Source organism: Planococcus plakortidis (genome assembly GCF_001687605.2).
GTDB lineage: Bacteria > Bacillota > Bacilli > Bacillales_A > Planococcaceae > Planococcus > Planococcus plakortidis.
Genome location: NZ_CP016539.2, coordinates 588,432 through 612,775, shown reverse-complemented (window position 1 = coordinate 612,775; position 24,344 = coordinate 588,432). Strand labels below are relative to the sequence as shown.

The 24,344-nt window shown below is 52.8% G+C and carries 22 protein-coding genes and 1 riboswitch; of the genes, 7 read left to right on the top strand and 15 right to left on the bottom strand.

The features are described from left to right. Positions 1-17 precede the first annotated feature (17 nt). Positions 18-1,328: an MFS transporter gene (locus BBI15_RS03215; RefSeq protein ID WP_068872167.1), complete on the bottom strand. Its 1,311-nt coding sequence runs from the start codon at positions 1,326-1,328 to the stop codon at positions 18-20. Between the two features lie 184 nt (positions 1,329-1,512). Between BBI15_RS03215 and BBI15_RS03210 the strand changes: the two genes are divergently transcribed. Beyond that, the gene (locus tag BBI15_RS03210; protein ID WP_068872165.1) at positions 1,513-2,028 is read left to right on the top strand and encodes a helix-turn-helix domain-containing protein; all 516 of its coding nucleotides are present in this window, start codon (positions 1,513-1,515) and stop codon (positions 2,026-2,028) included. Between the two features lie 38 nt (positions 2,029-2,066). Further along, positions 2,067-2,486: a hypothetical protein gene (locus BBI15_RS03205; protein WP_068872164.1), complete on the top strand. Its 420-nt coding sequence runs from the start codon at positions 2,067-2,069 to the stop codon at positions 2,484-2,486. A gap of 64 nt (positions 2,487-2,550) precedes the next feature. On the opposite strand, the gene BBI15_RS03200 is transcribed toward BBI15_RS03205, so the two are convergent. From BBI15_RS03200 to BBI15_RS03180, 5 genes are all read right to left on the bottom strand, one after another. Next, a complete protein-coding gene (locus BBI15_RS03200; RefSeq protein ID WP_068872163.1) occupies positions 2,551-3,045 on the bottom strand; it encodes a spore germination protein GerW family protein in 495 nt (164 codons plus the stop codon). A 194-nt stretch (positions 3,046-3,239) separates the two neighbouring features. After that, positions 3,240-4,178, bottom strand: a complete 939-nt coding sequence (locus BBI15_RS03195) for a magnesium transporter CorA family protein (protein ID WP_068872162.1) — start codon at positions 4,176-4,178, stop codon at positions 3,240-3,242. Between the two features lie 239 nt (positions 4,179-4,417). Then, a complete protein-coding gene (locus tag BBI15_RS03190; protein WP_068872161.1) occupies positions 4,418-5,176 on the bottom strand; it encodes a class I SAM-dependent methyltransferase in 759 nt (252 codons plus the stop codon). Between the two features lie 19 nt (positions 5,177-5,195). Next, a complete protein-coding gene (locus tag BBI15_RS03185) occupies positions 5,196-5,486 on the bottom strand; it encodes a DUF5316 family protein (protein WP_068872159.1) in 291 nt (96 codons plus the stop codon). 93 nt (positions 5,487-5,579) lie between these two features. Next, entirely contained in the window at positions 5,580-6,134 is a 555-nt protein-coding gene (locus BBI15_RS03180; protein WP_068872158.1) for a GNAT family N-acetyltransferase, read from the bottom strand. Between the two features lie 143 nt (positions 6,135-6,277). Between BBI15_RS03180 and BBI15_RS03175 the strand changes: the two genes are divergently transcribed. The 3 genes from BBI15_RS03175 to BBI15_RS03165 all read left to right on the top strand — a co-directional run bounded on the left by BBI15_RS03175 (position 6,278) and on the right by BBI15_RS03165 (position 8,458). After that, positions 6,278-6,499, top strand: coding sequence for an SHOCT domain-containing protein (locus BBI15_RS03175; protein WP_068872156.1), 222 nt, complete (start codon positions 6,278-6,280; stop codon positions 6,497-6,499). A gap of 88 nt (positions 6,500-6,587) precedes the next feature. Continuing rightward, a complete protein-coding gene (locus BBI15_RS03170; protein WP_068872155.1) occupies positions 6,588-6,917 on the top strand; it encodes a four-helix bundle copper-binding protein in 330 nt (109 codons plus the stop codon). Between the two features lie 59 nt (positions 6,918-6,976). Beyond that, positions 6,977-8,458, top strand: a complete 1,482-nt coding sequence (locus BBI15_RS03165) for a phytoene desaturase family protein (RefSeq protein ID WP_068872154.1) — start codon at positions 6,977-6,979, stop codon at positions 8,456-8,458. 86 nt (positions 8,459-8,544) lie between these two features. Here the strand turns inward: BBI15_RS03165 and BBI15_RS03160 are convergent, their stop codons facing one another. Beyond that, positions 8,545-9,528: a F510_1955 family glycosylhydrolase gene (locus BBI15_RS03160; protein ID WP_068872152.1), complete on the bottom strand. Its 984-nt coding sequence runs from the start codon at positions 9,526-9,528 to the stop codon at positions 8,545-8,547. A gap of 163 nt (positions 9,529-9,691) precedes the next feature. Here BBI15_RS03160 and BBI15_RS03155 point away from each other — a divergent pair, with 163 nt between their 5' ends. Beyond that, the gene (locus tag BBI15_RS03155) at positions 9,692-10,318 is read left to right on the top strand and encodes a YdhK family protein (protein WP_068872151.1); all 627 of its coding nucleotides are present in this window, start codon (positions 9,692-9,694) and stop codon (positions 10,316-10,318) included. A 34-nt stretch (positions 10,319-10,352) separates the two neighbouring features. On the opposite strand, the gene nagA is transcribed toward BBI15_RS03155, so the two are convergent. Beyond that, on the bottom strand, positions 10,353-11,495 hold the full coding sequence (nagA, locus tag BBI15_RS03150) for an N-acetylglucosamine-6-phosphate deacetylase (protein WP_068872149.1): 1,143 nt from the start codon (positions 11,493-11,495) through the stop codon (positions 10,353-10,355). A gap of 207 nt (positions 11,496-11,702) precedes the next feature. Between nagA and BBI15_RS03145 the strand changes: the two genes are divergently transcribed. Continuing rightward, the gene (locus BBI15_RS03145) at positions 11,703-12,668 is read left to right on the top strand and encodes a cation diffusion facilitator family transporter (RefSeq protein ID WP_068872147.1); all 966 of its coding nucleotides are present in this window, start codon (positions 11,703-11,705) and stop codon (positions 12,666-12,668) included. An 87-nt stretch (positions 12,669-12,755) separates the two neighbouring features. On the opposite strand, the gene BBI15_RS03140 is transcribed toward BBI15_RS03145, so the two are convergent. From BBI15_RS03140 to BBI15_RS03110, 7 genes are all read right to left on the bottom strand, one after another. After that, positions 12,756-14,783: a TRAP transporter permease gene (locus BBI15_RS03140; RefSeq protein ID WP_068872145.1), complete on the bottom strand. Its 2,028-nt coding sequence runs from the start codon at positions 14,781-14,783 to the stop codon at positions 12,756-12,758. Then, complete coding sequence (locus tag BBI15_RS03135) at positions 14,780-15,205, bottom strand: DUF1850 domain-containing protein (protein WP_237150902.1); 426 nt, start codon at positions 15,203-15,205, stop codon at positions 14,780-14,782. Before BBI15_RS03135 ends, BBI15_RS03140 begins: the two co-directional genes overlap by 4 nt. Before the next feature lie 31 nt (positions 15,206-15,236). Then, on the bottom strand, positions 15,237-16,217 hold the full coding sequence (locus BBI15_RS03130) for a TAXI family TRAP transporter solute-binding subunit (protein WP_084632723.1): 981 nt from the start codon (positions 16,215-16,217) through the stop codon (positions 15,237-15,239). A 174-nt stretch (positions 16,218-16,391) separates the two neighbouring features. Continuing rightward, on the bottom strand, positions 16,392-17,393 hold the full coding sequence (locus tag BBI15_RS03125) for an LLM class flavin-dependent oxidoreductase (protein ID WP_068872143.1): 1,002 nt from the start codon (positions 17,391-17,393) through the stop codon (positions 16,392-16,394). A gap of 430 nt (positions 17,394-17,823) precedes the next feature. Further along, a complete protein-coding gene (metH, locus tag BBI15_RS03120) occupies positions 17,824-21,261 on the bottom strand; it encodes a methionine synthase (RefSeq protein ID WP_068872141.1) in 3,438 nt (1,145 codons plus the stop codon). Beyond that, positions 21,254-23,101 (bottom strand): bifunctional homocysteine S-methyltransferase/methylenetetrahydrofolate reductase, encoded by a 1,848-nt coding sequence (locus BBI15_RS03115; protein WP_068872681.1) that lies wholly within the window; start codon positions 23,099-23,101, stop codon positions 21,254-21,256. Before BBI15_RS03115 ends, metH begins: the two co-directional genes overlap by 8 nt. Positions 23,102-23,205: 104 nt before the next feature. Beyond that, positions 23,206-23,306: riboswitch (SAM riboswitch) on the bottom strand. Between the two features lie 103 nt (positions 23,307-23,409). Beyond that, a complete protein-coding gene (locus BBI15_RS03110) occupies positions 23,410-24,243 on the bottom strand; it encodes a DUF6920 family protein (protein WP_068872138.1) in 834 nt (277 codons plus the stop codon). Positions 24,244-24,344 lie beyond the last annotated feature (101 nt).

The following is a 24,344-nucleotide window of genomic DNA, read 5'->3' as shown; positions in this document are numbered from 1 at the left end:
TAAAGAAAAAGAACCGCTTATGCGCGGCTCTCTTTTGCTATGGTGGCGGCTGGATGCGCCGCTTGTTTTTGTTTCAAGTCTTTCACTGCCCAGATGGAAACAAGCGAAATCAACGCGGTGAAGATGATGTAGATGGCCACCGGCACATACGAATTGTCGAAGCGTGCGAGAAGCGCCGTCGCGACTAGCGGTGCGGTACCACCCGCGAGCGCAGCACCGATCTGGTAGCCGAGCGTGACACCAGTATAGCGCACTTTGGCGTCGAAGATTTCCGAGAACATCGTGCCAAGGACAGCGGTGATCGGTGCCCAAATGACGCCGAGGCCGATGATCGTCGCCAGCACGAGCATGAATACGGAACCTTGGTGAATCATCCAGAAATACGGGAACGCGAATAGAGCCATCGCAGCCGCTCCCGTGATATACAATTTTTTGCGCCCGACACGGTCAGACAATGAGCCCATCACCGGGATCAGGATCGTGGTGATGACTGTCGCGACCATGACCGCTCCGAGTGTCGCTGTGCGTGAGAACCCGAGATTGGTCGTCGCGTAGGATACGATGAACGTGCCGAAAATATAAAACGGCGCCGTCTCGACGACTTTCGCCCCGATGGCGATCAACACTTCACGCCAGTGGTATTTCAAAGTTTCGACGATCGGCACTTTCGGGATCTCCCCAGATGCCTGGACCGCCTTGAATTCCGGTGTTTCGTTGACGCCTTTGCGGATCCACAAGCCGAACACGACGAGCAAGGCGCTCAAGATGAACGGCACGCGCCAGCCCCATGTCATGAAGGCGTCGTTCGGTAGCAAATTCATGATCCATAAAGCGAGCGTACCGAGCACAAGCCCAATGGTGACCCCCATTTGCGGGATGCTTCCGAACAAGCCGCGTTTTTCAGGCGGTGCATACTCGGTCGCAAGCAATAGCGCCCCGCCCCATTCGCCGCCGATGCCAAGCCCCTGGACGAGGCGCAGCGTGATCAACAGGATCGGCGCCCAGATGCCGATTGCCTGGTAGGTCGGCAATAAGCCCATGCCGAATGTCGCGATACCCATCAGGCTAAGCGTGATGACCAAGGTTTTCTTGCGTCCGATGCGGTCGCCGATGTGGCTGAAGATGATGCCGCCGAACGGGCGGATGAAGAATGCCAAGGCAAATGAAGCATACGCCAGCATCAAGCCGACGGTCGGATCTTCATTGACGAAAAATAATTGGTTAAAGACCAGTGCAGCCATCGTCCCGTACAGGAAATAATCGAACCATTCGATCGAGCTCCCCACAAGACTCGCCGTCAGGACTCGGCGTGTTGTTTTCTTATCCAAACTGATTTCCCCCTTTGATTCACAAAAATTGAAGTGACACTTTAATTTTCTCCTTGAGCAATAGTTTAGATAACTATCAATTTTCTGTCAATAACATTTCAAAATTAATTTTAGCGTTATTTGCCCCTGTTCTGTGGCCTCCTGTATGATAAAAGGAGCATGTAGAAAAAGTGAGGAATCCGTTATGGCTGATCCATCCATTGGCACGACTTTAAAAATACTGCGCAAAGAGCGCAAGCTGACATTGAAACAATTGGCGGAGAACACGGGCGTCTCGATCAGTTTCCTGTCGCAAGTGGAACGCGGCAAATCGAGCGTCACCCTGGAATCGCTCAGGAAAATCGCCGATGCGCTTCACGTCGACCCGAGCGTCTTTTTTTCGGAACAAGACGCGGCCGACTGGACATCGCGGCTCGAGCGATTTTACTACAAAGACCTGACACATGGCGTCCAGGAAGCGAATTTCGTCCCGGTGCTCGTCACCTTGCATCCTGGCGACAGCGAAGGCAATCCTTTTGCCCATAGCGGCTACGAGTTCCTCTTCGTCGTCGAAGGCGAATTGACTGTCGAAGTCGCAGGCGAACGCTCAACGATCGGCCCTGGCGATTCGACGATGTTCGACGCCAGCCAAACGCATTATTGGTTCAATCTGACCGACAAGGAAGTGAAATTTCTGTTGGTGTCGTCAAAGACGGTTTAATCGCACACAGAATGACCAAGCTTGGAGGATAGGATACCATGCGAGATGCCAGTTTGTTATCACGAGAAAATTATTTTATAGCTTTTGAAGGGTTTGCAGAAACCAGGCTTCCAGAGGCAGCAGTGCGGGTGTTTGTATGTGGCAGCGAAAATGAAACTGACCTGCTCTTGAACCTTCCTGGCACAGTGGATAGATGGCATATTGATTTTCGTTCATATGCTTTCTACTCGGCGACTTCCGAAGATTTTACCAGTATGTCTGGCTGTGGTACGGCTCCTGCTTATCGCATTTATCACCAATCCGATCTTCTCACTTTTTTGGCGCATCAATCTAATTTGAAGGAACAGGAAAAGCAAAGGGGCATCCACTTCCTGCATTTCTCTTTTGCCTGTATGGAACATCAAGTGGATATTATTTCTTCCGAAAAGCCACTCATTCAATTACTTAATACTAAATAGAAGACTGCTTTACCCCCAAAAAAACCACCTGGCAATCAATCTCCAGGTGGGTTTCGCTTTCTCTTCAGCCGCTATGCAGGCCTTTCATTTTCTTGCCCCTGCCTTTCTTCTCGCAGCGTTTTCCGGCTTGCATGCGTTTCTTATGCTTACCGCCTTTGCCGCTGTTCTGGCTCGAGGCCATCAAGAATCCGAGGCCTGTCATCACGAGCGGCAGCATGACGATAAGCTCGATCGGGACGATCGGGCGATAGACGGTTTTTTCCGCTGTCACGTCGTAGATGCCGATAGGTTTGACCGAAAATGACCCGCCTGCCCCTTCCCCGTGTCCGCCTTCAACTTCTTCGAAACCGGGCGATTCTGCATCTTTGTCCTCCCGTTCGTAGCCGCCGCCAGCACCTGCCCCGACGCTGTAGCGGATGCGCGCAACCGGGATGATGGACCGGCCTTGCATCTCGATCGGGTCGCCGTAGACGAGCGATACATCACGCGCAGTCGAAAACTTTTCGAAAATCGGGCGTACCGGGGACGATTGGAACGGAAGCCTTTCTTTGTCATCCATGTTCTACACTCCTTTTTTGGAAGATGAATTCCCATGGCCAAGGCAGCGGTAATGGCAAGCGGCATAGATCCGCACTGTCGATTGTAAGTATATACATTCGCCTTGCCGCTCACGAACCCTCTAATTATTTTGCGGATGGATTCCAATTAAAAAGCACATGAAAAACGCCTGGAATTTTCTCCAGGCGTTTTCCGCTAGAATATCCTTCTTTTCCATAGAGAAACAGCGATGACCAGCATCAAAATGGCTGACAGGACCAGTGTCGTGATCCACGACCCCGGCTGTTCGCCGGAAATCGGCAAGGCCACGTTCATCCCGAAAAAGCTGAAGATCAAGGTCGGCAAGGTCAGGAAAACCGTGAAAAGGGTCAAGGTTTTCATCGTGTTGTTCAATTCATTCGATATGAGCGAAGAATACGATCCCGTGATGCTGTCCAGGATCCTCGTATACAACTCGGTCGTTTCGATTCCTTGGTTGTTCTCGATTTTCACGTCTTCCAATAAGTCTTCGTCGTCTTCATACAATTTGACCGAAGGCGTCCGGAACAGCTTCGTGATGACGTCCCCATTCGCTTTCAATGAGGTCAGGAAGTAGACCAGGCTCTTTTCGATCTCCATGATCTTATAGAGTTGCTTGTTCGTTAAGGAGTCCTTCAAATTGCTTTCGACCTTGAGGCGCTGCCTGTTCAGTTTCTTCAGGTTCACTATGTATTGGGTGGAAATCGCCAATAGCACTTCGAGCGCAAAGCGATTCTTCATCGCCGTGTTCACGTTTTTCCTGATGACGTTTTCTACAGAGTTCGTCGCCTGGCTGCAGATGGTGACGATAAAATCTCCCCCCAAAATGATGCCGATGGGGATCGTGATATACGAGTCGAGCTGTGGGCTATTGTCATCGACAATCGGCAAGTCATTGATGATCAATGTGCAATTCGTCTCTTCATCGTATTCAATCCGTGCGCTTTCTTCCAAATCCAATGGATCCTCTAAAAATTCTATGGGGATATTGCAGCGTTCCGCTATTTCCCTGGTTTCCCCTTCGGAAGGCGCCACCATATTGATCCAGCAATTCTTCTCGATTGCCTCAATTGTTTGTAAAGTGCCGTCCGCAGAGGATTTATGTATGGTAATCATGCTTGCCCCCCTTTTCGTTCTGCCTGAAAGCCTATATGTAGTATATTTCCATAAGTGGTCGCTGTAGCGATTTCACTTCCAGACCTTACCGAGTTTACCCGAAATAACGCCGAATCTAACCACCGCGTGCAAAGAATCTTTCGGTTCAACTGCTAATGAAACCAATACCTCCTGCCATAAAGAGAATTTCGGGCATGCAAAAAGCTGTTTGGAGGTTTTCTCCAAACAGCTTTTGATCTTTAGATATGTGCGATGGCTTCAAAGGTGATGGCATGCTGAGCGTCTTTCGGGTATTGGCCGTATTCGTAATTGGACGACACGATGATATCCTCGAACCCCTGGCTGCCGAGCAGAAGCTTGAATTCCTCGACGCCGTACCAGCGCATCGGGAAGCGTTCGAGTTCGGTCTGGACTAGCTTGCCGCCCTGCCATTTCTCGTAGCGGTTATGCGACACGGAACATTGCTTGATCCAATCGACTTCGACGGTCTTGCTCTCGAGCGTGATCACTGCGCCTGCTTTTGTCTGCCACGTCCGTGTTCTCGGCCGGTCGATCTCGAAACCTTGCGGAACATAGAGGTCGACGAGCAGACGGCCACCTGGCGCCAGATGCTTGCGGAAATTCTTCAAGGCTTTGATTGCCTGTTCGCGCCCTGCAAGCAATTGGAACGTCCCGGCCGGCAAAATGATCGCATCGTATTCGACGTCGATCCGGAAGGTTTCCATATCCGCTTCGAATAATTTCGGATGCAAACCGCGTTCTTTGCAATGGGCGCGGCAAATATCAAGCATTTCAGATGAACTGTCGAAGCCGTCGATGTGAAGGCCATCTTCTAATAGCGGCACAAGCAAGCGCCCGGTCCCTGTGGCGGGTTCTAAAATACGCCCTTCGTTTCCTGCGAGCCGCTCCCTGTAGAACTCGACATCGCCGAACGATTTGCCGATCGGCTTATCCAGGTCATAAACTTCAGCAGACAAGGAACTATAATAGCTGAGCATGACATCCCCCTCTTCCGTTTTAGGAAAGTATGAACAACCCGACGAGCGCCAACACCAGGTTCGGCAACGCGAACAGCACAAGGTTTTTCACTTTGGCGTTGCGCGCCTGCTGTGCCCGGCGGCGTTCCGAGCTCGTGTTGAATGAAGATTTCACTTGCTTGCCTGCCGTGGCGGACGAGATGACCGCCCAGACGAGTGCGATGACGGCGACGGCCCCCGCAATCGGGAACAATAGCGACCAGTCATCTGCCAGGAAAGCGATGAGTGCGATAAGGCCTGACACAAGAAGGCCGAGTAGAAAATGCTTCATAGATAATATTCCTCCTGTAATTCTAGTTTCCTTCTTATTTTACTAAATGAGGAAGGCTGTGGGAAACATTGCGTAAAAAAAGATGGATGAATTTCACGCGTCTTTTTCAGGTGGCCATTCCGATTTCAGCATGCCGTAGACAACGTGGTCGACGAAATGATCGTAGAGCCATTCCGCTTGGCGGATTACGCCTTCTTCCGTAAAGCCGAGACGGATCGGGATGTTGCGGCTTTTCCCGTTGCCGACCGCTGCGCGGATCTCGACTTTGTTGAGCCCACGCTCCGTTAGCGCATAATCTGTCAGCGCTCCCGCCACCCTTGTCATGATGCCCTGTCCCTGGTATTCCGTGTCGAGCCAATAGCCGATATAGGCCGTCTGTTTCGCTTCATTGATTTCGTTGAAGCCGGCGATTCCGGCCAGTTCGCCTTGGTAGACAATCGCGCAATTCAAGCTTTTTCCGAGCGCGAAACTTTCAGCGCACGACTGGATGAAATTTTTCGTATCCTCGACGGTTTTCGTGTGATCGAGCCATGGCAGCCATTCCTTCAGTGCAGCACGCGAACGGTCCGTCAATTCAAAAATCCGCTCTGCGTCTTGCATCTCGACCAATTTCAACGCTAACTCTTCATCAATCTTATGTACAAACATGCCACTTCCTCCTTTTCCTGAATTATCCATAAGCGTAGCATATCTAGCATCTTACAAGAATATATTTTTGTAACTTAAAAAGACGCAATTTTCGGTCTTTTGGCGTAAACTGGAAGAAAAGAAAGCGAACGGAGTGAACGCTTATGTTCAGGCTCTTTATTGTCCTCGTCGCTTTGATGGTCGTGCTCATCATCCTGTGCCTTGTGCTGTTTTTCATTCGCCATAAACCTCATAAACTGCCACCTCCCCACCACGAAGCGCAGTTATTGAAAGAGCGCTTCTCGCGCGGCGAGCTGTCGGAAGACGAGTTCCGCAAGCGCATGAAAGAACTTGAGCAGAAGCCAGGACTGCGCAAAAACGGATAGAATCCACTCGCCATTGTTTATTTTCCTGTCAGGCGGGAAATCCAAGGAATAAGCGAATGACCATAATTCTTATAGGAGGTTTTACGGAATGGTAGAACATGCACAACACGCAGAACTGTCCAAGACGCTCCATGAATGCATGGTGGCGTGCAACCATTGTTTCGATGCTTGCCTGAAGGAAGACGATGTGAAAATGATGGCCGAGTGCATCCGGCTCGACCGCGAATGTGCAGACATCTGCAGCTATCTCGCCCAAGCGATCGAACGCAACTCGCCGTTTGTGTCACAACTCGCGAAAGTATGTGCGGAGATTTGCGAAGCATGCGGAAACGAATGCAAAAAACATGACCATGACCATTGCCAAAAATGCGCGGAAGCTTGCATGAAATGCGCAGAAGCTTGCAGACAAGTGGCATAAGCAAGATGCGTCCGGCTGATCTGCCGGGCGTTTTTTCATGGGAGAAATGAGGGGAAATGATGACGAAACGCATATTGGTCGTCGGCGCCGGCATCGGCGGATTGACGGCCGGCTCCTTGCTGGCAAAAGAAGGCTATGAAGTGACCGTGCTCGAAGCCGCAGTTGAACTCGGCGGCTGCGCCGGAAAATATAAGCGCCACCCGTACCTATTCCCGGTCGGCGCCACCCTCGGCATGGGACTCGAACCCGGCGGCATCCATGAACGCGTATTCCGCCATCTCGGAAAGCAAATGGATCTCGAGCCGCTCGGGCGGGTGATGGAAATGGTCCATCCGTCAGGCACTTTCGTTTTCCACAAGGACCGCAGGACGCATGTCCGTGAACTCGCTGCCCATTTTCCGGAGCACCGAACCGCGATCTTGTCGTTCTATGCGGAATTGTATCGCACGGCGCGCATCACCCGTACCTTGATGGGGCCGCTGCCTGCGCTGCCGCCTGCCAATGTGCGGGAATGGGCGGCGCTCGTGAAAGCTTTGCGCCCGGTTCACTTGCGCCTGTTGCCGAAGTTCCGGCTGACACTCGGTGACGTGTTGAAAAAGCACGGCCTCCACGAACTCGATGCGTTCCGCCATGTGCTCGATGGGCTGTTGATCGACAGCATGCAGACGACAACGGAAGATGTCTCGTATCTGCTTGCGGCAGTGGCGCTCGATATTTACCATGAAGGCGCTTATTACGTCCCGGGCGGCTTGTACCGTTTCGCGGAATTGATGGCGGACAGCATTAAAGAAAATGGCGGCAAAGTAAAAAAGCCGCGCACCGTACAGACGCTTGAGTATCAAGAAGGCGTCTGGCATGCCCGCGACCAGCGCGGCAATTCCTACGAAGCGGACGCCGTCGTCTTCAATGCGCCGATCCAGCAATTGACCGAGCTGTTGCCGGTCGATCATCATCACCGATTGAAACGCCCGCTGCAAGAAGGCATCGGCACCGAAACCTGGACGACTTTGACTTTATACTTGGCGATCGATGCAGAGAAACTGTCAGAACCTCTCCCCGAATTCCGCCAGCTCTCGAGCGGTGCGGCCATGGACGAAGGGCATCATTTCTTCATGTCGGCATCACGGCCCGATGACCGGCTGCGCGCCCCTGAAGGCTTCCAGACGGTGACCATTTCGACGCATTCGAAGCCCGGCTATTGGCAGCCGCAGGAGGATTATGAAGCGATGCGCACCGAACTCTCAGAGCGCATGCTGGAGTTGATCGAGCAGCATATCCCAGGATTCCGTTCGGCGATCGTCCATGTCGAAAGCGGCGCCCCGCTCGCCTGGCAGCATTATACCGGACGTCCGAACGGCTATGTGGGCGGCTTCGCGCAGACTTTGGATGCGGCGTTGTTCAAGTCCATTTCACATCATAGCGGTTTGCCGGAACTGTATCTGACGGGTGACCATATCTTCCCTGGCGGCGGCACGATCGGCGTCGCCGCAAGTGGCATCCATTGCGCACGCTCAATTTCCGGAAAAGCTTTGCTGACGTAAAAAACACCCGCCCTCAGATTTGAGGGCGGGTATTGATCGTTTGTCATGCTAGGCTTCCACTAAATAAGGTATTCACTCATTACTGCTTACTGCACTTGCCCCGCATTCAAGATTTGTGTCCAGTTTTCACCGGCATCCTGTGTTTGCCACGCATGGCCCTTGACGGTGTAAATCGCCAACTGCTCCGGATTTTCCGGATGCTGCGCAACATAGACAACTCCGTCTTCCGTCATCTCCGGCAAGGAAATCTCCTGCTCCTCGCCTGACAAGTCGCGTTTCACCAGTTTTGCCTGTTCACTGTACGTGCCATAATAAAGCGCGTCTTCACTGAAGAATGCGGCCGTTCCGAGTTCACCTTCCGTGATGCGCGTGAAGCTCTCGCCGCCATCTTCAGACAAGAAGATTCCCTGGTTCGACGCTGCTGCGATCATCATCGAATCGTCGGGATGCATCGCAAGATAGGTCACTTTCCCGTCAAGCCCTTCTGCTGCTGTCTGCTGCCAGGTCTCTCCGGCATCGTCGCTGCGGTGGAAGCCGGTTTCCATTTCGGAATTCGCCTGCGGATTGAAGACGAATAAATTATTCGTATTGTAGCCGACTGCCATTTCATGAAAATCCGTTTCTCCTTCAAACCCGAGGTCTTCGAAAGTTTCTCCCCCATCATCGCTGCGTTTGATGCCGAGCGGATTTTGCATGCCGGATTGCATATCAGGATGCCCTGATGACACAAAACCGGTTGCTGTCGCATTAAAGCCCATGAAATCATGGTATTGATCTTCGATTTCCGTCCACTTTCCGTCGCGGTGCACTTTCAATCCATGATGCGAAGCGAAATACAAGCCGCCGTTTTCTTCGATATAACCCATGCCATGGACGTGATCCATCACGCCGTCAAACGGCACTTCCAGCTCCATTGCCGCACTATCCACAGCTGAAGCCGTTTCGGTTTCTTCAGTTGATTCGGGAGACGCGTCAGCTGGATTTTCTGTTTCCTGTTGAGCCGTTTCTGCGCCGCAAGCTGAAATGAACAGCCCGGCTGCGATCACCGGCCATAACCAGTTGTTTTTCATCGCTCGATCTTCCTCTCTGTTGTGCTGTTTCTATAGTTTCATGGTCCGAATAAAAGGTCAACTAATTGCGCAAAATGATGCATCTTTGTCACAAAATACATACCTCGCCACGTATCGGGTATGTGGCAGGTAGAAATAGATTTTCAGGAAACGAGGGAATTGGATGATCAGGAAAAAACTCATGATGGGCAGCGCATCGCTCGCAGCAGCCCTGACACTTGCCGCGTGCGGAGGCGAGGAAGCGGATAATTCAGCCGCTCCCGAAGAACAATCCGAGACGACCAACGAAGCAGGCAAAGTGCTCGAAGAAATCGATGACCCAGAAGAACGCGAAGAAAGCGATGGCCACGGAGGCATGGACCATTCAAGCGATGGCGAAGTGCCGGATGAGTTGATGGAAGCCGCTAATCCGACATATGCTGTCGGGGATAAGGCGACCATTCAAGCAGACCATATGCCGGGAATGGATGGTGCCACAGCGACCATCGCCGGTGCATACGACACGACTGCCTACAGCGTCAGCTACACGCCGACAGACGGAGGGGCACCTGTCGAAAACCATAAATGGGTGATTCATGAAGAACTTGAAGATGCGCAAGATGCCCCTTACACTGAAGGCGATGCCGTGACGCTCGCGGCTGACCATATGGAAGGCATGGAAGGCGCAAGTGCAGCAGTCGACAGTGCTGAAGAAACGACCGTCTATATGGTCGATTTCGAAAATACCGAAACCGGAGAGTCAGTCAGCAACCATAAATGGGTTACAGAAAGCGAATTAACCGCTCAGTAACCAAAAGAATGCCTGGATTGTTCATCCAGGCATTTTAATTTGCCGAAAAAGCGATCTCCCCTCGGCATACAGTCAATTCCACTTCCAGCGCTTCCGTCATCAGCACGAGGTCGGCATCCATTCCGCGCGCAATCTTCCCTTTACCGTGAAGCCCGAGTGCCGCTGCGGCATTTCCGGAACTCATCTGTGCGAGTTCCGGCAAACTGCATTGCGCCAAATCGCGGACATTCCGGAGAGCCCGATCCATCGTCAATACACTTCCGGCGAGCCTCCCCGTCTGGATCCTTGTCCCTGTTTCATCGACCACCACGGTCTGGCCGCCGAGATCATAATTGCCATAACCAAGGCCTTTGGCGCGCATCGCATCGGTAATCAGGATCAACCGCCCCGCACCGATCTGTTGATACGCCAGTTTCACCGCCGCTGGATGGTTATGGATCAAATCCGCGATCAACTCGACCCGGAAACGTGAATCCAGCATCGCTGCCCCCACCACGCCCGGTTCGCGGTGATGGAACGCCGTCATTTGATTGAATAGATGCGTCACATGCTGCGCGTTCGAGGCGACCGTTTGTTCATAAGTCGCCGCCGAATGCCCGATGGAGGCGATCACCCCCGACGCTTCGAGTCCCGCGATAAATTTATCCGCCCCTTCGAGCTCGGGCGCCAAGGTGACGATGCGGATACGGCCGCCGCCAAGCGCTTGCCAATGGTTGAATAAATCAAGCTCAGGTTTCAGGAAATGCTCGGGATTTTGTGCACCCGCCTGTTCCGGAGACAAAAACGGCCCTTCGAGATGGATCCCGAGCAATTCCGCTTCGCCGTCCGCGCTTCTATACTTCCCTGCCGTTTCGACAGCACGTGCGATGCGTCCTTCGGTTTGCGTCATCGTTGTCGCAACAAACGCCGTCACCCCTTCTTTCGGCAAAGCTTGCGCGATGCCCGACAGCGCCGCAGCGTCCGCATCCATCACATCGAACCCGTTCGCCCCGTGCACATGGATATCGATGAACCCCGGCATCAGGATTTTGCCGCGGCCATCAAAGGCTTGCGCATCCTTAGCCACGAGCCCATGCCCCATTTTTTCGATACGCCCATCTGCGGTCAGCACATCTATCCGCTCTACACCATCCTCATCCACTACCAAAACATTTGAAAACAGAAGGCTTTTCCCCATATCCGTCCTCCTTGCTGCTTGATCAGCTATTGAATCGATCCCTGTCGCCCAAATAATGGACACATTCGAAAAATATGCTTTTTTAGCTCCATTATACACAGGAAGGGTAAAATTCGCCCGGCCCTGCTTTCTTTCAATGTTTTGCGACTGAAATTAAGGGAAACGAATTACATATACTTATCAATTTCCTGGAAAGAAGGAAAAGTTATGAAAGAATTTATCAGCTTGTTGAAATTCGGGACCAAATCCGCTCTTTGGGCAGCTATTGTGAATACGATTGTCGCAATCATTAAAACTGCTGCTTACCTCATCACCGGCAATGTTGCGATGTTTGCAGAAATGATGCATAGCTTCGGCGATGCCGCTAACCAGTTTTTCGTCTTTATCGGCTCTGCGCTCAGCAAGAAGCAGCCGACCGAACGTTTTCCTGGCGGATTCGGGCGTTTAGTGAACTTGGTGCTACTGGGCGCAGTCCTTGTAGTCGGGGTGCTCGCTTACGAAACGATCGTGGAAGGAATCCACCACATTTCAAATGCCGCCCATTCCGAGGACTGGTTCTGGCTTAATGTTGGTGTCTTGGGAGCGGCAGCGATACTCGAAGCCATTGTTCTTTATAAAGCCATGAAAGAAATCACCGCCCACTTGCCGAAAGAGGAAGTGAGCGGCTTTAAGATCATTCCCGCGAGCTACCGCCATGCCAAAGAGGCGAATCCGGCCACCAAGCTGGTCTTTTTGGAAGATAATGTAGCAGTCGGTGGTGCCCTATTGGCCTTGTTGGCCATTGTGGTCTCCACCTATACGCCTTTCCATAGCGCGACCGGCTATGCTTCCATCCTGATCGGGATCGCACTCATTGTCGTCGTCGGCCGTATTTTCTTGGACAATGCGGCCGGCGTACTGGGTGTAGCGGATCTTGGTTTGCAAGCACGAATCGGCGCAAGGATCATGGAACATCCACAAATTAGGGACATCCAGGATCTGTATGCCATTAAAGAAGGGGATAGCCTGCATATTGAAATCAGGGTCGAAGTCGATCCGTCGATGACGATTGAAGAAGCAGACGAAATCCGGGATTATATCGAAGAGAAACTGAAAGAGAACATCAAGAATGTCACGGATGTCATCATTGAATTTGATGAAGATGACGGAACTGCAACTTGGTCAAACCTTTAAAATGAAGGCATCCATTTTCATTGTATTTGGATTCCGGATAAAAAAATGAAACCGCCAGGAAATTTCCTGGCGGTTTCATTTCATTCTTCAGGCCGCATTTGGCGACTGGTTTTTCTTGCGTGCATTCATGTAATTCAAGGCGAAGATCCCAAGCACGATGACCAGACCGATCGTATCCGTCAAGGTTTCCGGGACAATCGTCATCAATGCGCCGGCACCGAGCAGGATACGCGTCACGACATTCATGCGCGTCTGGAAATAGCCTTCCGCTGCAGCACTGAGTGCGATGATCCCGATGATCGCGGTTACCGTGATCAGGAGGATCTCGAGTATCGGCGGCAAGGCGAATTCTGTCGCATTGACCGCCACATCCGTCGTGTCGATCATCAGCATCGCTGGATTATAGACAAACAGGTACGGGATGATGAACCCGGCGATCGCGAGCTTCAAGGCATTGAAGCCGGTCCGCATCGGATCCCCTCCGGATACCCCGGCACCCGCAAAGGCAGCCAGTGCGACAGGAGGCGTGATGTTCGCGAAGATCCCGAAGTAGAACACGAACAAATGCGCGACGAGCACGGGAATGCCGAACTCGGCAAGTGCCGGTGCCGTCATCGTCGCCGTGATGATGTATGCCGGAATGGACGGCAAGCCCATGCCAAGCACGATCGATGCAAGCATCGTCAGGAACAAAGTCCAGAACAGGGAGCCGGCACCGAATGCCGTGATCGCAGATGTCATGACGGTCCCGAAGCTTGTCAGGCTGACGACGCCGATGATGATCCCGACGACCGCACAGGCGATCATGACGGAAAGCGATTGGCGCGCGCCGTTTTCAAGCGCTTCGAGGATATCGCGGACGCCCATGCGCGTCGATTTGCGGAACGCCGCGACGACAACAGTCAATACGATCGTGTAGAAGGCGGCATAAGCGATCGGCATGCCGGTGTAGAGCATGAAGATCAACCCTACGATCGGCAAAAGCAGATGCCCTTTTTCTTTCAGCACTTCCTTCGTGCGCGGCAAGTCGGCTTTCGGGATGCCCCGCAAGCTGTCTTTGCCGGCGCGGAAATGGACTTGCATGATGACGCCGAGGAAATACAGGACCGCTGGCAACAGTGCAGCAAGCGCAATCGTGCCGTAGGCGATGCCTGTCGTTTCTGCCATGATGAAGGCACTGGCGCCCATGATCGGCGGCAGGATCTGCCCGCCGACCGAGGCACTCGCTTCGACAGCGCCTGCAAAGTTCCGGTGGTAGCCGATTTTCTTCATTAAGGGAATCGTGAACGCGCCGGTTCCGACAACGTTTGCGATCGCGGAACCGTTGATGCTTCCCATGAAGCCGGATGAGATGACCGCGACTTTCGCCGGGCCGCCCTGTTTGGATCCGGCAAGAGCCATCGCCAGGTCATTGAACAATTGGCCCATCCCCGATTTCGCGAGGAACGCGCCGAACAAGATGAACAGGAAGATGAATTGCAAGGAAGCGGAAATCGCCGTCGAATACAAACCTTCCGTCTTCAAGTACAATTGGCCGAAAATATCGCCAAGGTCAAACGGCCGTGTCATGAGCATATCCGGCATCCACAAATTGTGGCTGATAAACGGATAGACGAGGAACACAAGCGCGAGAACCGGCAGGATGATGCCGGTTACGCGGCGCGCCGCCTCGAGTACAAGGACGACGGTCGCGATGGCCATGATGATGTCGAGCGTGTTCGGAATCCCGCCGCGCGTCGTCATGATCGCTTCGTATTCGTAGATCAAATACCCGGCAGTGGCCAAACTGAATAAGAACAATATCCAGTCATAGAACGGGATGCGTGTCTTGTCCTGCTTCTTGAATGCCGGATAGACGAGGAACACAAGCCCCATCCCGACCGCTACGTGAATCGAGCGCGCCTGAAGCGCAGGCAGCGGATTGAATGTCACCCAAAGGTGATAAAGGGAATAAGCGATGGCGATGGCCGCGATGGCGAAAACGATATTGCGGCTGCGCAGTTTACGGACTTTCGCATCCACATCGTATTTCTCCAGCACTTCCTGGTTGACGTTTTTATCTTCGGGATGTGCCGATACGCTCTCGACATCCAAATCCCGGTTATCTTTGGTCATAATGTCTTCCCTCCTACATAATTCCATAAATGAATGTACTCGACCGAAATGCGGAACGTGCCGTAATCTTCAGCTAAGCTGTATAGCGGCATTTCCCGCCCGCCGGCACGGATCATGGTCTGGGCGTTTTCCGATACCGTTAAATTCAGTTCCTCGAATTCCCGGTCGATCCGCATATGGACAAATCCGTCATCCGACGGCAAAATCGTGCCATCTGACGGAACCCCTGCCCCGAATGTCTTGAAATGGGTTTCCGTCAGCCGAAGCATCTGCCCATCCCGTTCGTAGTATTCGCGCCATTCCTCTTTTTCGACCGAATGGATCCACGATAATTCGAATGCCTCTTCCTTCAAATAAAACCGCTCGCCATCTGTTTCAAAGGCAATGACCGGCAGTTTTATCAGCAGGAAAAAAAGGAGCACCGCAATGAATGCTCCTCCCCCCAAAAGCTTTTTATTGTTCACTATAGTAGCGTTCAGCGCCTGGGTGCAATGGCGCCACTAGGCCTTCCTGCGCTTTTTCAAGCGTGATGTCGGTTGCTGCCTGGTGGGAATTCCCGAGTGTTTCCAGGTTGTCGAAGAACGTCTGTGTCAATTTGTAGACATCATCCTCGCTCATATCGGAACGGACGACCAAAGCATTCATGATCGCTGCAGTCGGAACCGCTTCTTCATTTCCATACGTGTCTGCCGGGATATCAAGCGCGACGAAATAGCTCTTGTCCTGTGCAATTTCCTCCACATCGGCAGGGTCGATTGACACCATGCGGATATCGAGTGTTTCGGAAAGCTCCAGAAGTGAAGCGTTCGGCAGGCCGCTCGTCAAGAACGCCGCGTCCAATTGCCCGGCGCGCAAGCCGTCTGCCGCTTCTGCGTAGCCAAGGTAATCGACTTGGATGTCGTCATATGTGATGCCATGCCCTTCAAGAAGTGTGCGGGCATTGACTTCGACTCCGGAGTTCTGGTCGCCAACGGCAATGCGTTTGCCGACAAGGTCATCGAAAGTTTCGATGCCGGAATCCTCTGTCGTCACGATTTGCACATAGTTCGGGTAGAGTGCCGCGATTTGGCTGATTTTGTCAGTCGGTTCCGTGAAGCTTTCTTCCCCGTTAACGGCCTGGCTGACCACATCACTCATCGTGAACGCCATTTCGATTTTATCTTCCTTCATTAAGTTGACGTTTTCAACGGAAGCGCCGGTCGTCTGTGTACGGGAGTTGACGCCGTACTCATTGCTGTATACATCGGCAAGCGTGGAACCGATGATGTTATAAGGGCCTGATGCACCGCCTGTTGCAATCGTTACGATGTTCGACTCGAGGCCTTCTCCGCCGCCCTCGCCGCCGGATCCCCCTTCTTCACCGCCGCCACAAGCCGCAAGCGTCATGGCGCCAGCGACTACTGCCGTGAAAGCGCTTAATTTATATTTGTTCATATGTTCCCCTCCTAATAGGTTTTTTACTATTATAAAGGACAATTTCCTTAAATAAAAGGCAATATTTCATATTCTCAGTCTTTATAAAATTTTTAGAATACTTATTCATCCAAAGCATGCCATTATTAGGACAATACTGAGAAATACTTACTTATATTGGATTTCCCAATCCGTTCACTGCATATTGAATGCTTCAGCCAATAAACGCACGGTGTCCATGCGCGATTGGTGGCCGGCGATATTCGGGATAATGGTGATTTCATCGGCTCCGAATTGTCCGGCGACGGTTTCGATTTGCCGTTTGACTTGTTCGGCCGTGCCGACGAGCATGCGGCTCCGGTTGCGTTCGACGCGTTCTCGCTCGGCTGCACTCAGGCGCCGCTTTTCAGCGGTTTCGACCGATGGGTAATATGGCGGCTGGAAATCCGATTCGACGAACAACAGCCATAGGTCGAACGCTTTGGCGAGCTGTTCGGCTTGCTCTTCCGTCTCGCCGATAATGGCGAAAACAGCGATCGCGACGTGTGGCTGTTTCCGTAGTCCAGACGGGGTAAACGTTTCCCGGTAGCGTTTGATCGCGTCGATGCCCGCCTGTTCAGGGCGGGCGAAATGTGCATACGCATAAGCCATGCCCCGTTCAGCCGCGAGTTTCGCCGAGCCTTCGCCAGTCCCGAGCAGCCATAGTTCAGGCGCTGTTTCTGTGATCGGCGTCGCTTTCAGTTTCTGGAAGCGGTGTTCGCTGTCCACATCATCGGTGATATACTTCTCCAGGTCGATGAGTTGCTGGGCGTAAGGGACGCGCTTGCCTTTTGATTCATTGAGCGCCTGGTTGACGAGCCGGAAGCTTGGCGAGCGCCCGACGCCCAGGTCAATCCGGTTCGGATGCAACGCTTCGAGCAGACGGAAATTCTCCGCCACTTTATAGGCGCTGTAATGCGGCAACATGACGCCGCCGGAACCGATCCGCAAGCGTTCGGTGAGTGTCGCGAGATGCATCATGAGCATCTCCGGCGAACTGCCCGCGACCGAAAACACTTGATGATGCTCGGCGACCCAATAGCGTTTATAGCCCAAACGGTCCGCAAGACGCGCGAGCTCCGCAGTCGAACGAAGCGCGGAAGCTGCCGTTTCGCCTTCATCGATCGGCGAGTAATCCAAAATATTCAAGACGGTCATCCGTCCCCACCTCCTGTAACTCTCTACTCTTCATCTTACCACTCGAACACAAAGAAAAACGGACCGGGGTCTGCCAGTCCGCTTTATCATATATCAAACAATTAAATTCAAGGTGGCTTTCCGAAGTTTACTGCCCGCTTTCCGTGGGCTCGCGCCCAAGCCTCCTCAGCCGCTTCGCTGCTTGCGGGGTCTCGGTCGTCTCGCTGATCCACAGGAAAGATAAGGTCGAACTACGGGAGACATTATCTTTGCGAAGTAATGCGCAGCATTATTGAGCAGAAGGTTTTACGCGCAGACACTTCTCCAAACCACTTAGCATCATCATTGATTATTTTGATCTGACAACAGTATCTACTCTTTTCATAAGTTTCGACGGTCATTACTTCTTTTATAATTTTAAAACGGACCGGGCTCCCCCGGTCCGTCCCTATTACTCTACATTGAAATAACGCGCATCCGGATGGGCGAAAACGATCGCCGAAACCGATGCTTCCGGGTCCATCATGAATTCTTCCGTCAAGTGGACGCCGATGTCTTCCGGTTTGATGAGATTGAACAGCTTCGCCTGGTCCTCCAGATTCGGGCAGGCCGGGTAGCCGAACGAGAAACGCTGCCCCTGGTATTTCGCCGCGAACCGGTCACGCATCGAGAAGTCCGTCGCGTCCGGGAATCCCCATTGGTCGCGGATTTCCTGATGCATGCGTTCTGCGAAACCTTCTGCCAGTTCCAAAGCGGTCGCCTGCAGCGCATGGCTTTCCAGGAAACGCCCCGCTTCTTTCAAGCGCGTCGCTTCTGCACGGACGCCGTGTCCTGCCGTCACTTGCATGAACGCGACATAATCCATCTCGCCGCTGCTCACCGATTTCAAATAATCGGCCAAACACAAGAACGGCGCTTTTTGTTGGCGCGGGAAGGTGAAGCGCTCGATTTCTGTCTTGGCATCTTTCGGATCGTAGATGATGACGTCGTCACCGTCCGATTGCGCCGGGAAGAATTGATACATCCCCGCCGGCTTCAAGAACCCGGACTGGAGAAACTTCGTTGCGAGTTCATGCAATTCCACTGCCCGCGCGTCGCCTTGCTGCAAGAGTTTATCGCTATACCCCCGCAGCCCCAAATGATGGCCGATCAAGGTGCGCATATTAACGTATGGATACAGGTGCGCCACTGAATACTCTTTCGAGACATGCCTGCGCAAATCGTTCGGCACGTAAACTGGCGCATCTTCGCGCACGGTCTTGACCGGTTTTTCGGCAACAGCAACGGCTCCTTTTTCAGCACGCGCGGCTTCCTGTGCCTGGCGCTTTTCCTGCTTGGCGCCGAGTTCATCGAGCAATTCCGCTTTACCGGTGCCGCTTTGCAGTCGGTTCGCGAGGTCCAGCCCCTGCATGGCGTCTTTTGCATAAATGACCGGGCCGTCGTATTCCGCGGCGATCTTCGTTTCGGTGAAGCGTCGGGATAAGGCCGCTCCACCGACCAGGATCGGCACGTCGATATCCGCTTCGCGGAAATCCTGCGCCGTCAGCACCATCTGCTTGGCGGATTTGACGAGCAGCCCCGACAAGCCGACGATGTCCGGCTGTTCTTTGCGGATCACTTCGATCAGTTCCGCCGGCGTCACTTTGATGCCGATGTCGATAACCTTGAATCCGTTATTCGACAGGATGATATCGACCAAGTTTTTGCCGATGTCGTGGACGTCTCCTTTGACGGTCGCGAGTACAACCTTGCCTTTTCCGCTATCGTCTTCTTTTTTCTCCATGAAGCCTTCAAGATAAGAGACTGCCGCTTTCATGACGCCTGCTGATTGCAGCACTTCCGCGACGATCAGCTGGTTGTCGTTGAACAAGCGGCCGACTTCCGCCATGCCTTCCATAAGCGGGCCGTTGATGATCTCAAGCGGGTCTTCGTACATCTCCCGCGCTTTTTCAAGATCCGGGATGAGTCCTTCTTTCGTGCCTTCAAGAATATAGTACGCGAGGCGCTCCGGCACGGTATCCGGAATATCGTCTTCGGTTTTTTCCTTTTTCTTATCGCGGTAGAAATCCGTGAAGTCCGCCAAGTTTTTATCGGTCGTCTCGAACAACAATTCTTCCGCCATCTTCACTTCTTCTTTCGGAATCGACGCAAAGCGCTCAAGCTTCTCGGTGTTGACGATTGCGTAATCAAGCCCGGCTTGTGTGCAATGGTAAAGATAAACGGCATTGAGCACTTCACGGCCGACCGGCGGCAAACCGAACGACACGTTCGACACGCCGAGGATCGTCAAGGCGCGCGGCAGCTTTTCCTTGATGAGGCGGATGCCTTCAACCGTTTCCACCGCCGAGCCGATGTATTGCTCATCGCCCGTTCCGACCGGGAACACGAGCGGATCGAAAATGATGTCTTCCGGGGCGATTCCCCATTTTTCGGTCAGCAATCCGTACGAACGTTCCGCAATTTCGAGTTTGCGCTCACGCGTCACGGCCATGCCGATTTCGTCAATCGTGCCGACAACGACCGAAGCGCCATATTTTTTCACGAGCGGCATGACCGCATCAAAGCGTTCTTCGCCGTCTTCCAGATTGATCGAGTTGATGATCGCCTTGCCTTGCGAGAATTTCAGCGACGCTTCGATGACGTCTTCGTCCGTGGAGTCGATGACGAGCGGCACTTTCACTTTTTTGACGACTTCCTGCATGAATGCCGCCATGTCCTCCAGTTCATCGCGGTCCGGGTTCGCCAGGCAAATATCGATGACGTGCGCCCCGTTCTTCACTTGGGCACGGGCGATTTCTGCCGCTTCCTCGAACTTCCCTTCGATAATGAGCCGCTTGAATTTGCGCGAACCGATGACATTCGTGCGTTCGCCGACAAATAGCGGGCGCATCGACTCGTCGTATTCGAGTACTTCGATACCGGATACTGCATGGCCATGGCTTGTTTCATTGCGTTCGCGCGGGGCCAGCCCGTCGACCGCTTCACGCACCGCTTTGATATGTGCAGGCGTCGTGCCGCAACAGCCGCCGACGACATTGAGCCAGCCTTTTTCAGCAAAGCCGCGCAGTTTTTTCGACAAGGATTCCGGCGTTTCGTGGTAATGCCCTTCTTCGTCCGGCAGCCCGGCGTTCGGGTAGCAGCTGACGTAACCTGAAGATAATTCAGACAATGAACGCAAATGGTCGGTCATGAATTCCGGCCCTGTCGCGCAGTTCAAGCCGACTGAAAGCGGCTTGATGTGTTCGATCGATACATAGAACGCTTCAATCGTCTGCCCGGCAAGCGTCGTGCCCATCGGCTCGATCGTCCCTGAAATCATCACCGGCAATTCCACACCAGTTTCTTCAAAAGCATCGCGAATGGCAATCGTCGCCGCTTTGACATTGAGCATATCCTGGCTCGTCTCAAGGAGTAATAGATCCGCTCCCCCTTCGATCAAGGCTTTCGCCTGTACTTGGAAATCCTGCTTTAATTCATCAAACGTGATACCGCCTGTTACCGACAAAGTTTTCGTCGTCGGCCCGAGTGCACCCGCAACAAAGCGCGGCCATTCTGGCGTCGAATATTTCGCTTGGCTCTTTTTGGCGATTTCGACCGCTTTTTGATTGATTTCCGCTGCACGATGCCCGAGCCCGTACTCATCGAGGACGACTGGCGTGCCGCCGAATGTGTTCGTACAGATGATATCAGCACCCGCTTCCAAATAAGCGTCGTGTACTCCTTCAAGCACGTCGGGACGGACAATATTCAAATATTCATTGCAGCCGTCGTATTCCTCACCACCGAAATCTTCTGCGGACAGATCCGCGTTTTGGATCATCGTTCCCATCGCGCCGTCAATGATCAAGATGCGTTTTTCGAGTTGCTGTTCAATTAAATGTTTAGGCATAGGCACGATCGCTCGCTTTCTTTAAATCTAGTTGTCGGATGTGGCGGATCAATTCCACCGTCATGTCGTAGCGCACAAATGGCGTGATCAAATAAATGCCGTTGAACAATTCCGCTGCCGTGTCGATCAATTCTTTTGCGATCTGTATGCCTTCTGCGGTCGCTTTTTCCTTGTCTTCACCGCAAGCCCGCATGCGGTCAAGTGCTTCTTCCGACAATTTGATGCCCGGCACTTCGTTATGCAAGAAGTCGGCGCTGCGGATGCTCGTCAGCGGCATGACCCCGAGGAAAATCGGCGTGTCCAAATGCTTCGTTGCTTCGTGGATTTCGATGATTTTCTCTTTTGTGTAGACCGGCTGCGAAATGAAGTAATCCGCACCGGCTTCGATTTTCTTCTCGAGCCTTTGAACCGCCCGTTCCACCACACGGACATTCGGGTTGAACGCGGCGGCAACTGAGAAGTTCGCTTTTTTCCGCAACGGTTTCCCGGAAAATGAAATGCCTTCATTGAGCTTTTTGATGAGCTGGATCAACTCCATGCTCGACACGTCGTAGACGCTTGTCGCGCCTGGGAAATCGCCGACTTTGGTCGGGTCGCCCGTGACGGCGAGTATGTCGTGGATGCCGAGTGCATCCAGCCCCATGATATGCGATTGCAAGCCAATCAAATTACGGTCGCGGCACGTAATATGCGCAAGAGGTCTGACATCCTGCTTGTGCTTGATGATCGAACCCATCGCCATATTGCTGATGCGCGGCGAAGCGAGTGAATTGTCGGCCATCGTGATGGCGTCTATGCCTTCTGCGTCCAATGCCTTTGAACCTTCAAGGAATTTCTCGATGTCCAAATGGCGCGGCGTATCGAGTTCGACGATGATCGTCCGCTCGGTTTTCGCTTTTTCGTGCAAGGGCTTGTCTTTTAACGCCTCCGCCTCGCGGATGACAATCGGCTTTTTCTCTTCGACTTTCTTTTCGGTGATCGGCTGCAAATGGCCGATGCGTTTTTTCACTGCTTCGATATGTTTTGGCGTCGTGCCGCAACAACCGCCGATGAGTCTCACGCCTTCTTCGCGCAAAAGCAGTGCCGCACGGCCGAAATAATCGGCTTCCGATTCATAGACGATGCGCCCGTCTTCGATATCCAATAGCGAAGCGTTCGGATAAGCGGATAAAAACGCTTTTTCCGGCAGTTCGACGCCTTCAAATGCTTGGATGGTATGGTGCGGGCCAAGCCGGCAATTGACGCCGACGATTTCCGCGCCGAGCGCATCGAGCCGTTTCAATCCTTCGTTTAAGCTCATGCCGTTTTGCAAAATGCCGGGTTCGTGCATCGACAATTGCGCGATTAAAGGGGCGTCTGTCAGTTTCTTCAAATGGGTGACGGTCGCCGCCAGTTCCTCGAAATCGTAATACGTCTCGAGCAATAAGCCGTCCGGGTCGCCGGACAATAAATGCTTCGCCTGCTGGTCGACCATAGCGACGATTTCATCCAAAGTGGCATCGCTTTTCCGGATGCCGCGGATGCCGCCGATCGTACCGACGACAAACTGCCCGCCGTCTTTTGCGGCTTTATTGGCGATGGCGATCGCTGCTTTATTGATCGCTTCGGTCTGTTCTTCGAGCCCGTAGCGCGCCAGTTTATGGGCATTCGCCCCGTATGTGTTCGTTTGGATAATGTCGGCCCCGGCTGCGATATAATCGCGGTGGATCTTCTCGATCACTTCCGGGCGCTGGATGTTCAATTCCTCGTTGCAATATTCGATGCCGTACGAGTACAACAGCGTTCCCATGGCGCCGTCCGCCGTCAGCATCCGTTTTTTCAGTTCATCCAATAACATGATTCGTCCTCCTCTGTCTGATTTTGCCGTGCAGCTGCGGACGCATCGATATGAAACAAAAAAAGCCTTCCATGAAAAAGAAGGCTTTACGATATCGGACTCGTTCCTTTTCATCTGCCAGGCATATGCCTGCTGGAATTAGCACCTGACCTAACGGCTGGTTGCTGAAGCGTCATCGGGCCAGTCCCTCGACTTCTCTAGATAAGAATTCACTATGCAGTTTTCAGTATTCCCACATGATACCCCCTGCGATGATTTGGGTCAAGGTGATTTATCAAAAAACAAAGAACTTTCTGTTACATTTCCGGCCTTTACCAGGCATCCGGAACGCGCGGATTGAATTTGGCGGCTTCGACAGTGAATTTATACCACGTGAAGGCTTGGCCGTCGATGATCCACGTAATGTCGATGCGACGCGGGATTTCGATGCCGTCGACTTGTTGCCATTCATGCACTTCGGCAATGCACGGCAAGCGCTTCGCCTCTTCGCCGACGTCTTTATAGCGCATCGCCCGCGCCCGCTTCATGCGCCCTGTTTCATCAAACTCGAAGGTTACATTGGCGGTCGACCCGTTATAGGTCATTTCCGCTTCCACGGAATGGGCATTGCTGTTCAAAAACCGCACGTACGGGCTGAACACCAGTCCCGGAAGCCACGCCATCTCCATTAAAAAGCGCTGCAAGGCCGATTCATCCAGCTTGCCGTCCGGCATCGACCGGTTGATCGGCACGAGGCCCGCAAAGCGGAGGCGCATGCCCGCGCGGCCATCCCGAAAACTGTCGGCCCCTGTAACGAACAAGCCGTCCACTTTCATGCGCGCTTTCCAATAAAACGACGGCGGCTCCATAAAGCTGTATTGCTCGGCGGTCGATTCACTCCATTCTTCCTGGTCGGGTTTCGTTTTCATCCAGCCCACTTGCTTTACGTAAACGCCCATCACCTGTTCCCGGCCGATCGCGCCGCTCACTTCCAGCCATTTGGCGATCGGTTTTGGAAGATTGTCCGTTCTTGCCTGTTCCACTTCACCGGCGTGCCGGACTTCCGGCCATGTCGGTTTAACAAGCCGCGTCATGTCTTTATATTTCCGGTAAATTCCGTATGCCCCGAGCGTCGTCAATGCTAAAACCGGCCATCTGCGTTTCATGCCACATACCCCTCTCCGATTTTGCTGCGCACTTTGTTCCTTGCTATTCTCTTTCGACACAGCATTTGTTTTCCCTGCAAAACGAATCAATAGAAAACGCC

Bases quoted from the DNA above. Each gene is read 5' to 3' on its own strand.
- BBI15_RS03210 (WP_068872165.1), top strand. From the start codon at position 1,513: ATGGCTGATCCATCCATTGGCACGACTTTAAAAATACTGCGCAAAGAG.
- BBI15_RS03205 (WP_068872164.1), top strand. From the start codon at position 2,067: ATGCGAGATGCCAGTTTGTTATCACGAGAAAATTATTTTATAGCTTTT.
- BBI15_RS03200 (WP_068872163.1), bottom strand. From the start codon at position 3,045: ATGGATGACAAAGAAAGGCTTCCGTTCCAATCGTCCCCGGTACGCCCG.
- BBI15_RS03195 (WP_068872162.1), bottom strand. From the start codon at position 4,178: ATGATTACCATACATAAATCCTCTGCGGACGGCACTTTACAAACAATT.
- BBI15_RS03190 (WP_068872161.1), bottom strand. From the start codon at position 5,176: ATGCTCAGCTATTATAGTTCCTTGTCTGCTGAAGTTTATGACCTGGAT.
- BBI15_RS03185 (WP_068872159.1), bottom strand. From the start codon at position 5,486: ATGAAGCATTTTCTACTCGGCCTTCTTGTGTCAGGCCTTATCGCACTC.
- BBI15_RS03180 (WP_068872158.1), bottom strand. From the start codon at position 6,134: ATGTTTGTACATAAGATTGATGAAGAGTTAGCGTTGAAATTGGTCGAG.
- BBI15_RS03175 (WP_068872156.1), top strand. From the start codon at position 6,278: ATGTTCAGGCTCTTTATTGTCCTCGTCGCTTTGATGGTCGTGCTCATC.
- BBI15_RS03170 (WP_068872155.1), top strand. From the start codon at position 6,588: ATGGTAGAACATGCACAACACGCAGAACTGTCCAAGACGCTCCATGAA.
- BBI15_RS03165 (WP_068872154.1), top strand. From the start codon at position 6,977: ATGACGAAACGCATATTGGTCGTCGGCGCCGGCATCGGCGGATTGACG.
- BBI15_RS03160 (WP_068872152.1), bottom strand. From the start codon at position 9,528: ATGAAAAACAACTGGTTATGGCCGGTGATCGCAGCCGGGCTGTTCATT.
- BBI15_RS03155 (WP_068872151.1), top strand. From the start codon at position 9,692: ATGATCAGGAAAAAACTCATGATGGGCAGCGCATCGCTCGCAGCAGCC.
- nagA (WP_068872149.1), bottom strand. From the start codon at position 11,495: ATGGGGAAAAGCCTTCTGTTTTCAAATGTTTTGGTAGTGGATGAGGAT.
- BBI15_RS03145 (WP_068872147.1), top strand. From the start codon at position 11,703: ATGAAAGAATTTATCAGCTTGTTGAAATTCGGGACCAAATCCGCTCTT.
- BBI15_RS03140 (WP_068872145.1), bottom strand. From the start codon at position 14,783: ATGACCAAAGATAACCGGGATTTGGATGTCGAGAGCGTATCGGCACAT.
- BBI15_RS03130 (WP_084632723.1), bottom strand. From the start codon at position 16,217: ATGAACAAATATAAATTAAGCGCTTTCACGGCAGTAGTCGCTGGCGCC.
- BBI15_RS03125 (WP_068872143.1), bottom strand. From the start codon at position 17,393: ATGACCGTCTTGAATATTTTGGATTACTCGCCGATCGATGAAGGCGAA.
- metH (WP_068872141.1), bottom strand. From the start codon at position 21,261: ATGCCTAAACATTTAATTGAACAGCAACTCGAAAAACGCATCTTGATC.
- BBI15_RS03110 (WP_068872138.1), bottom strand. From the start codon at position 24,243: ATGAAACGCAGATGGCCGGTTTTAGCATTGACGACGCTCGGGGCATAC.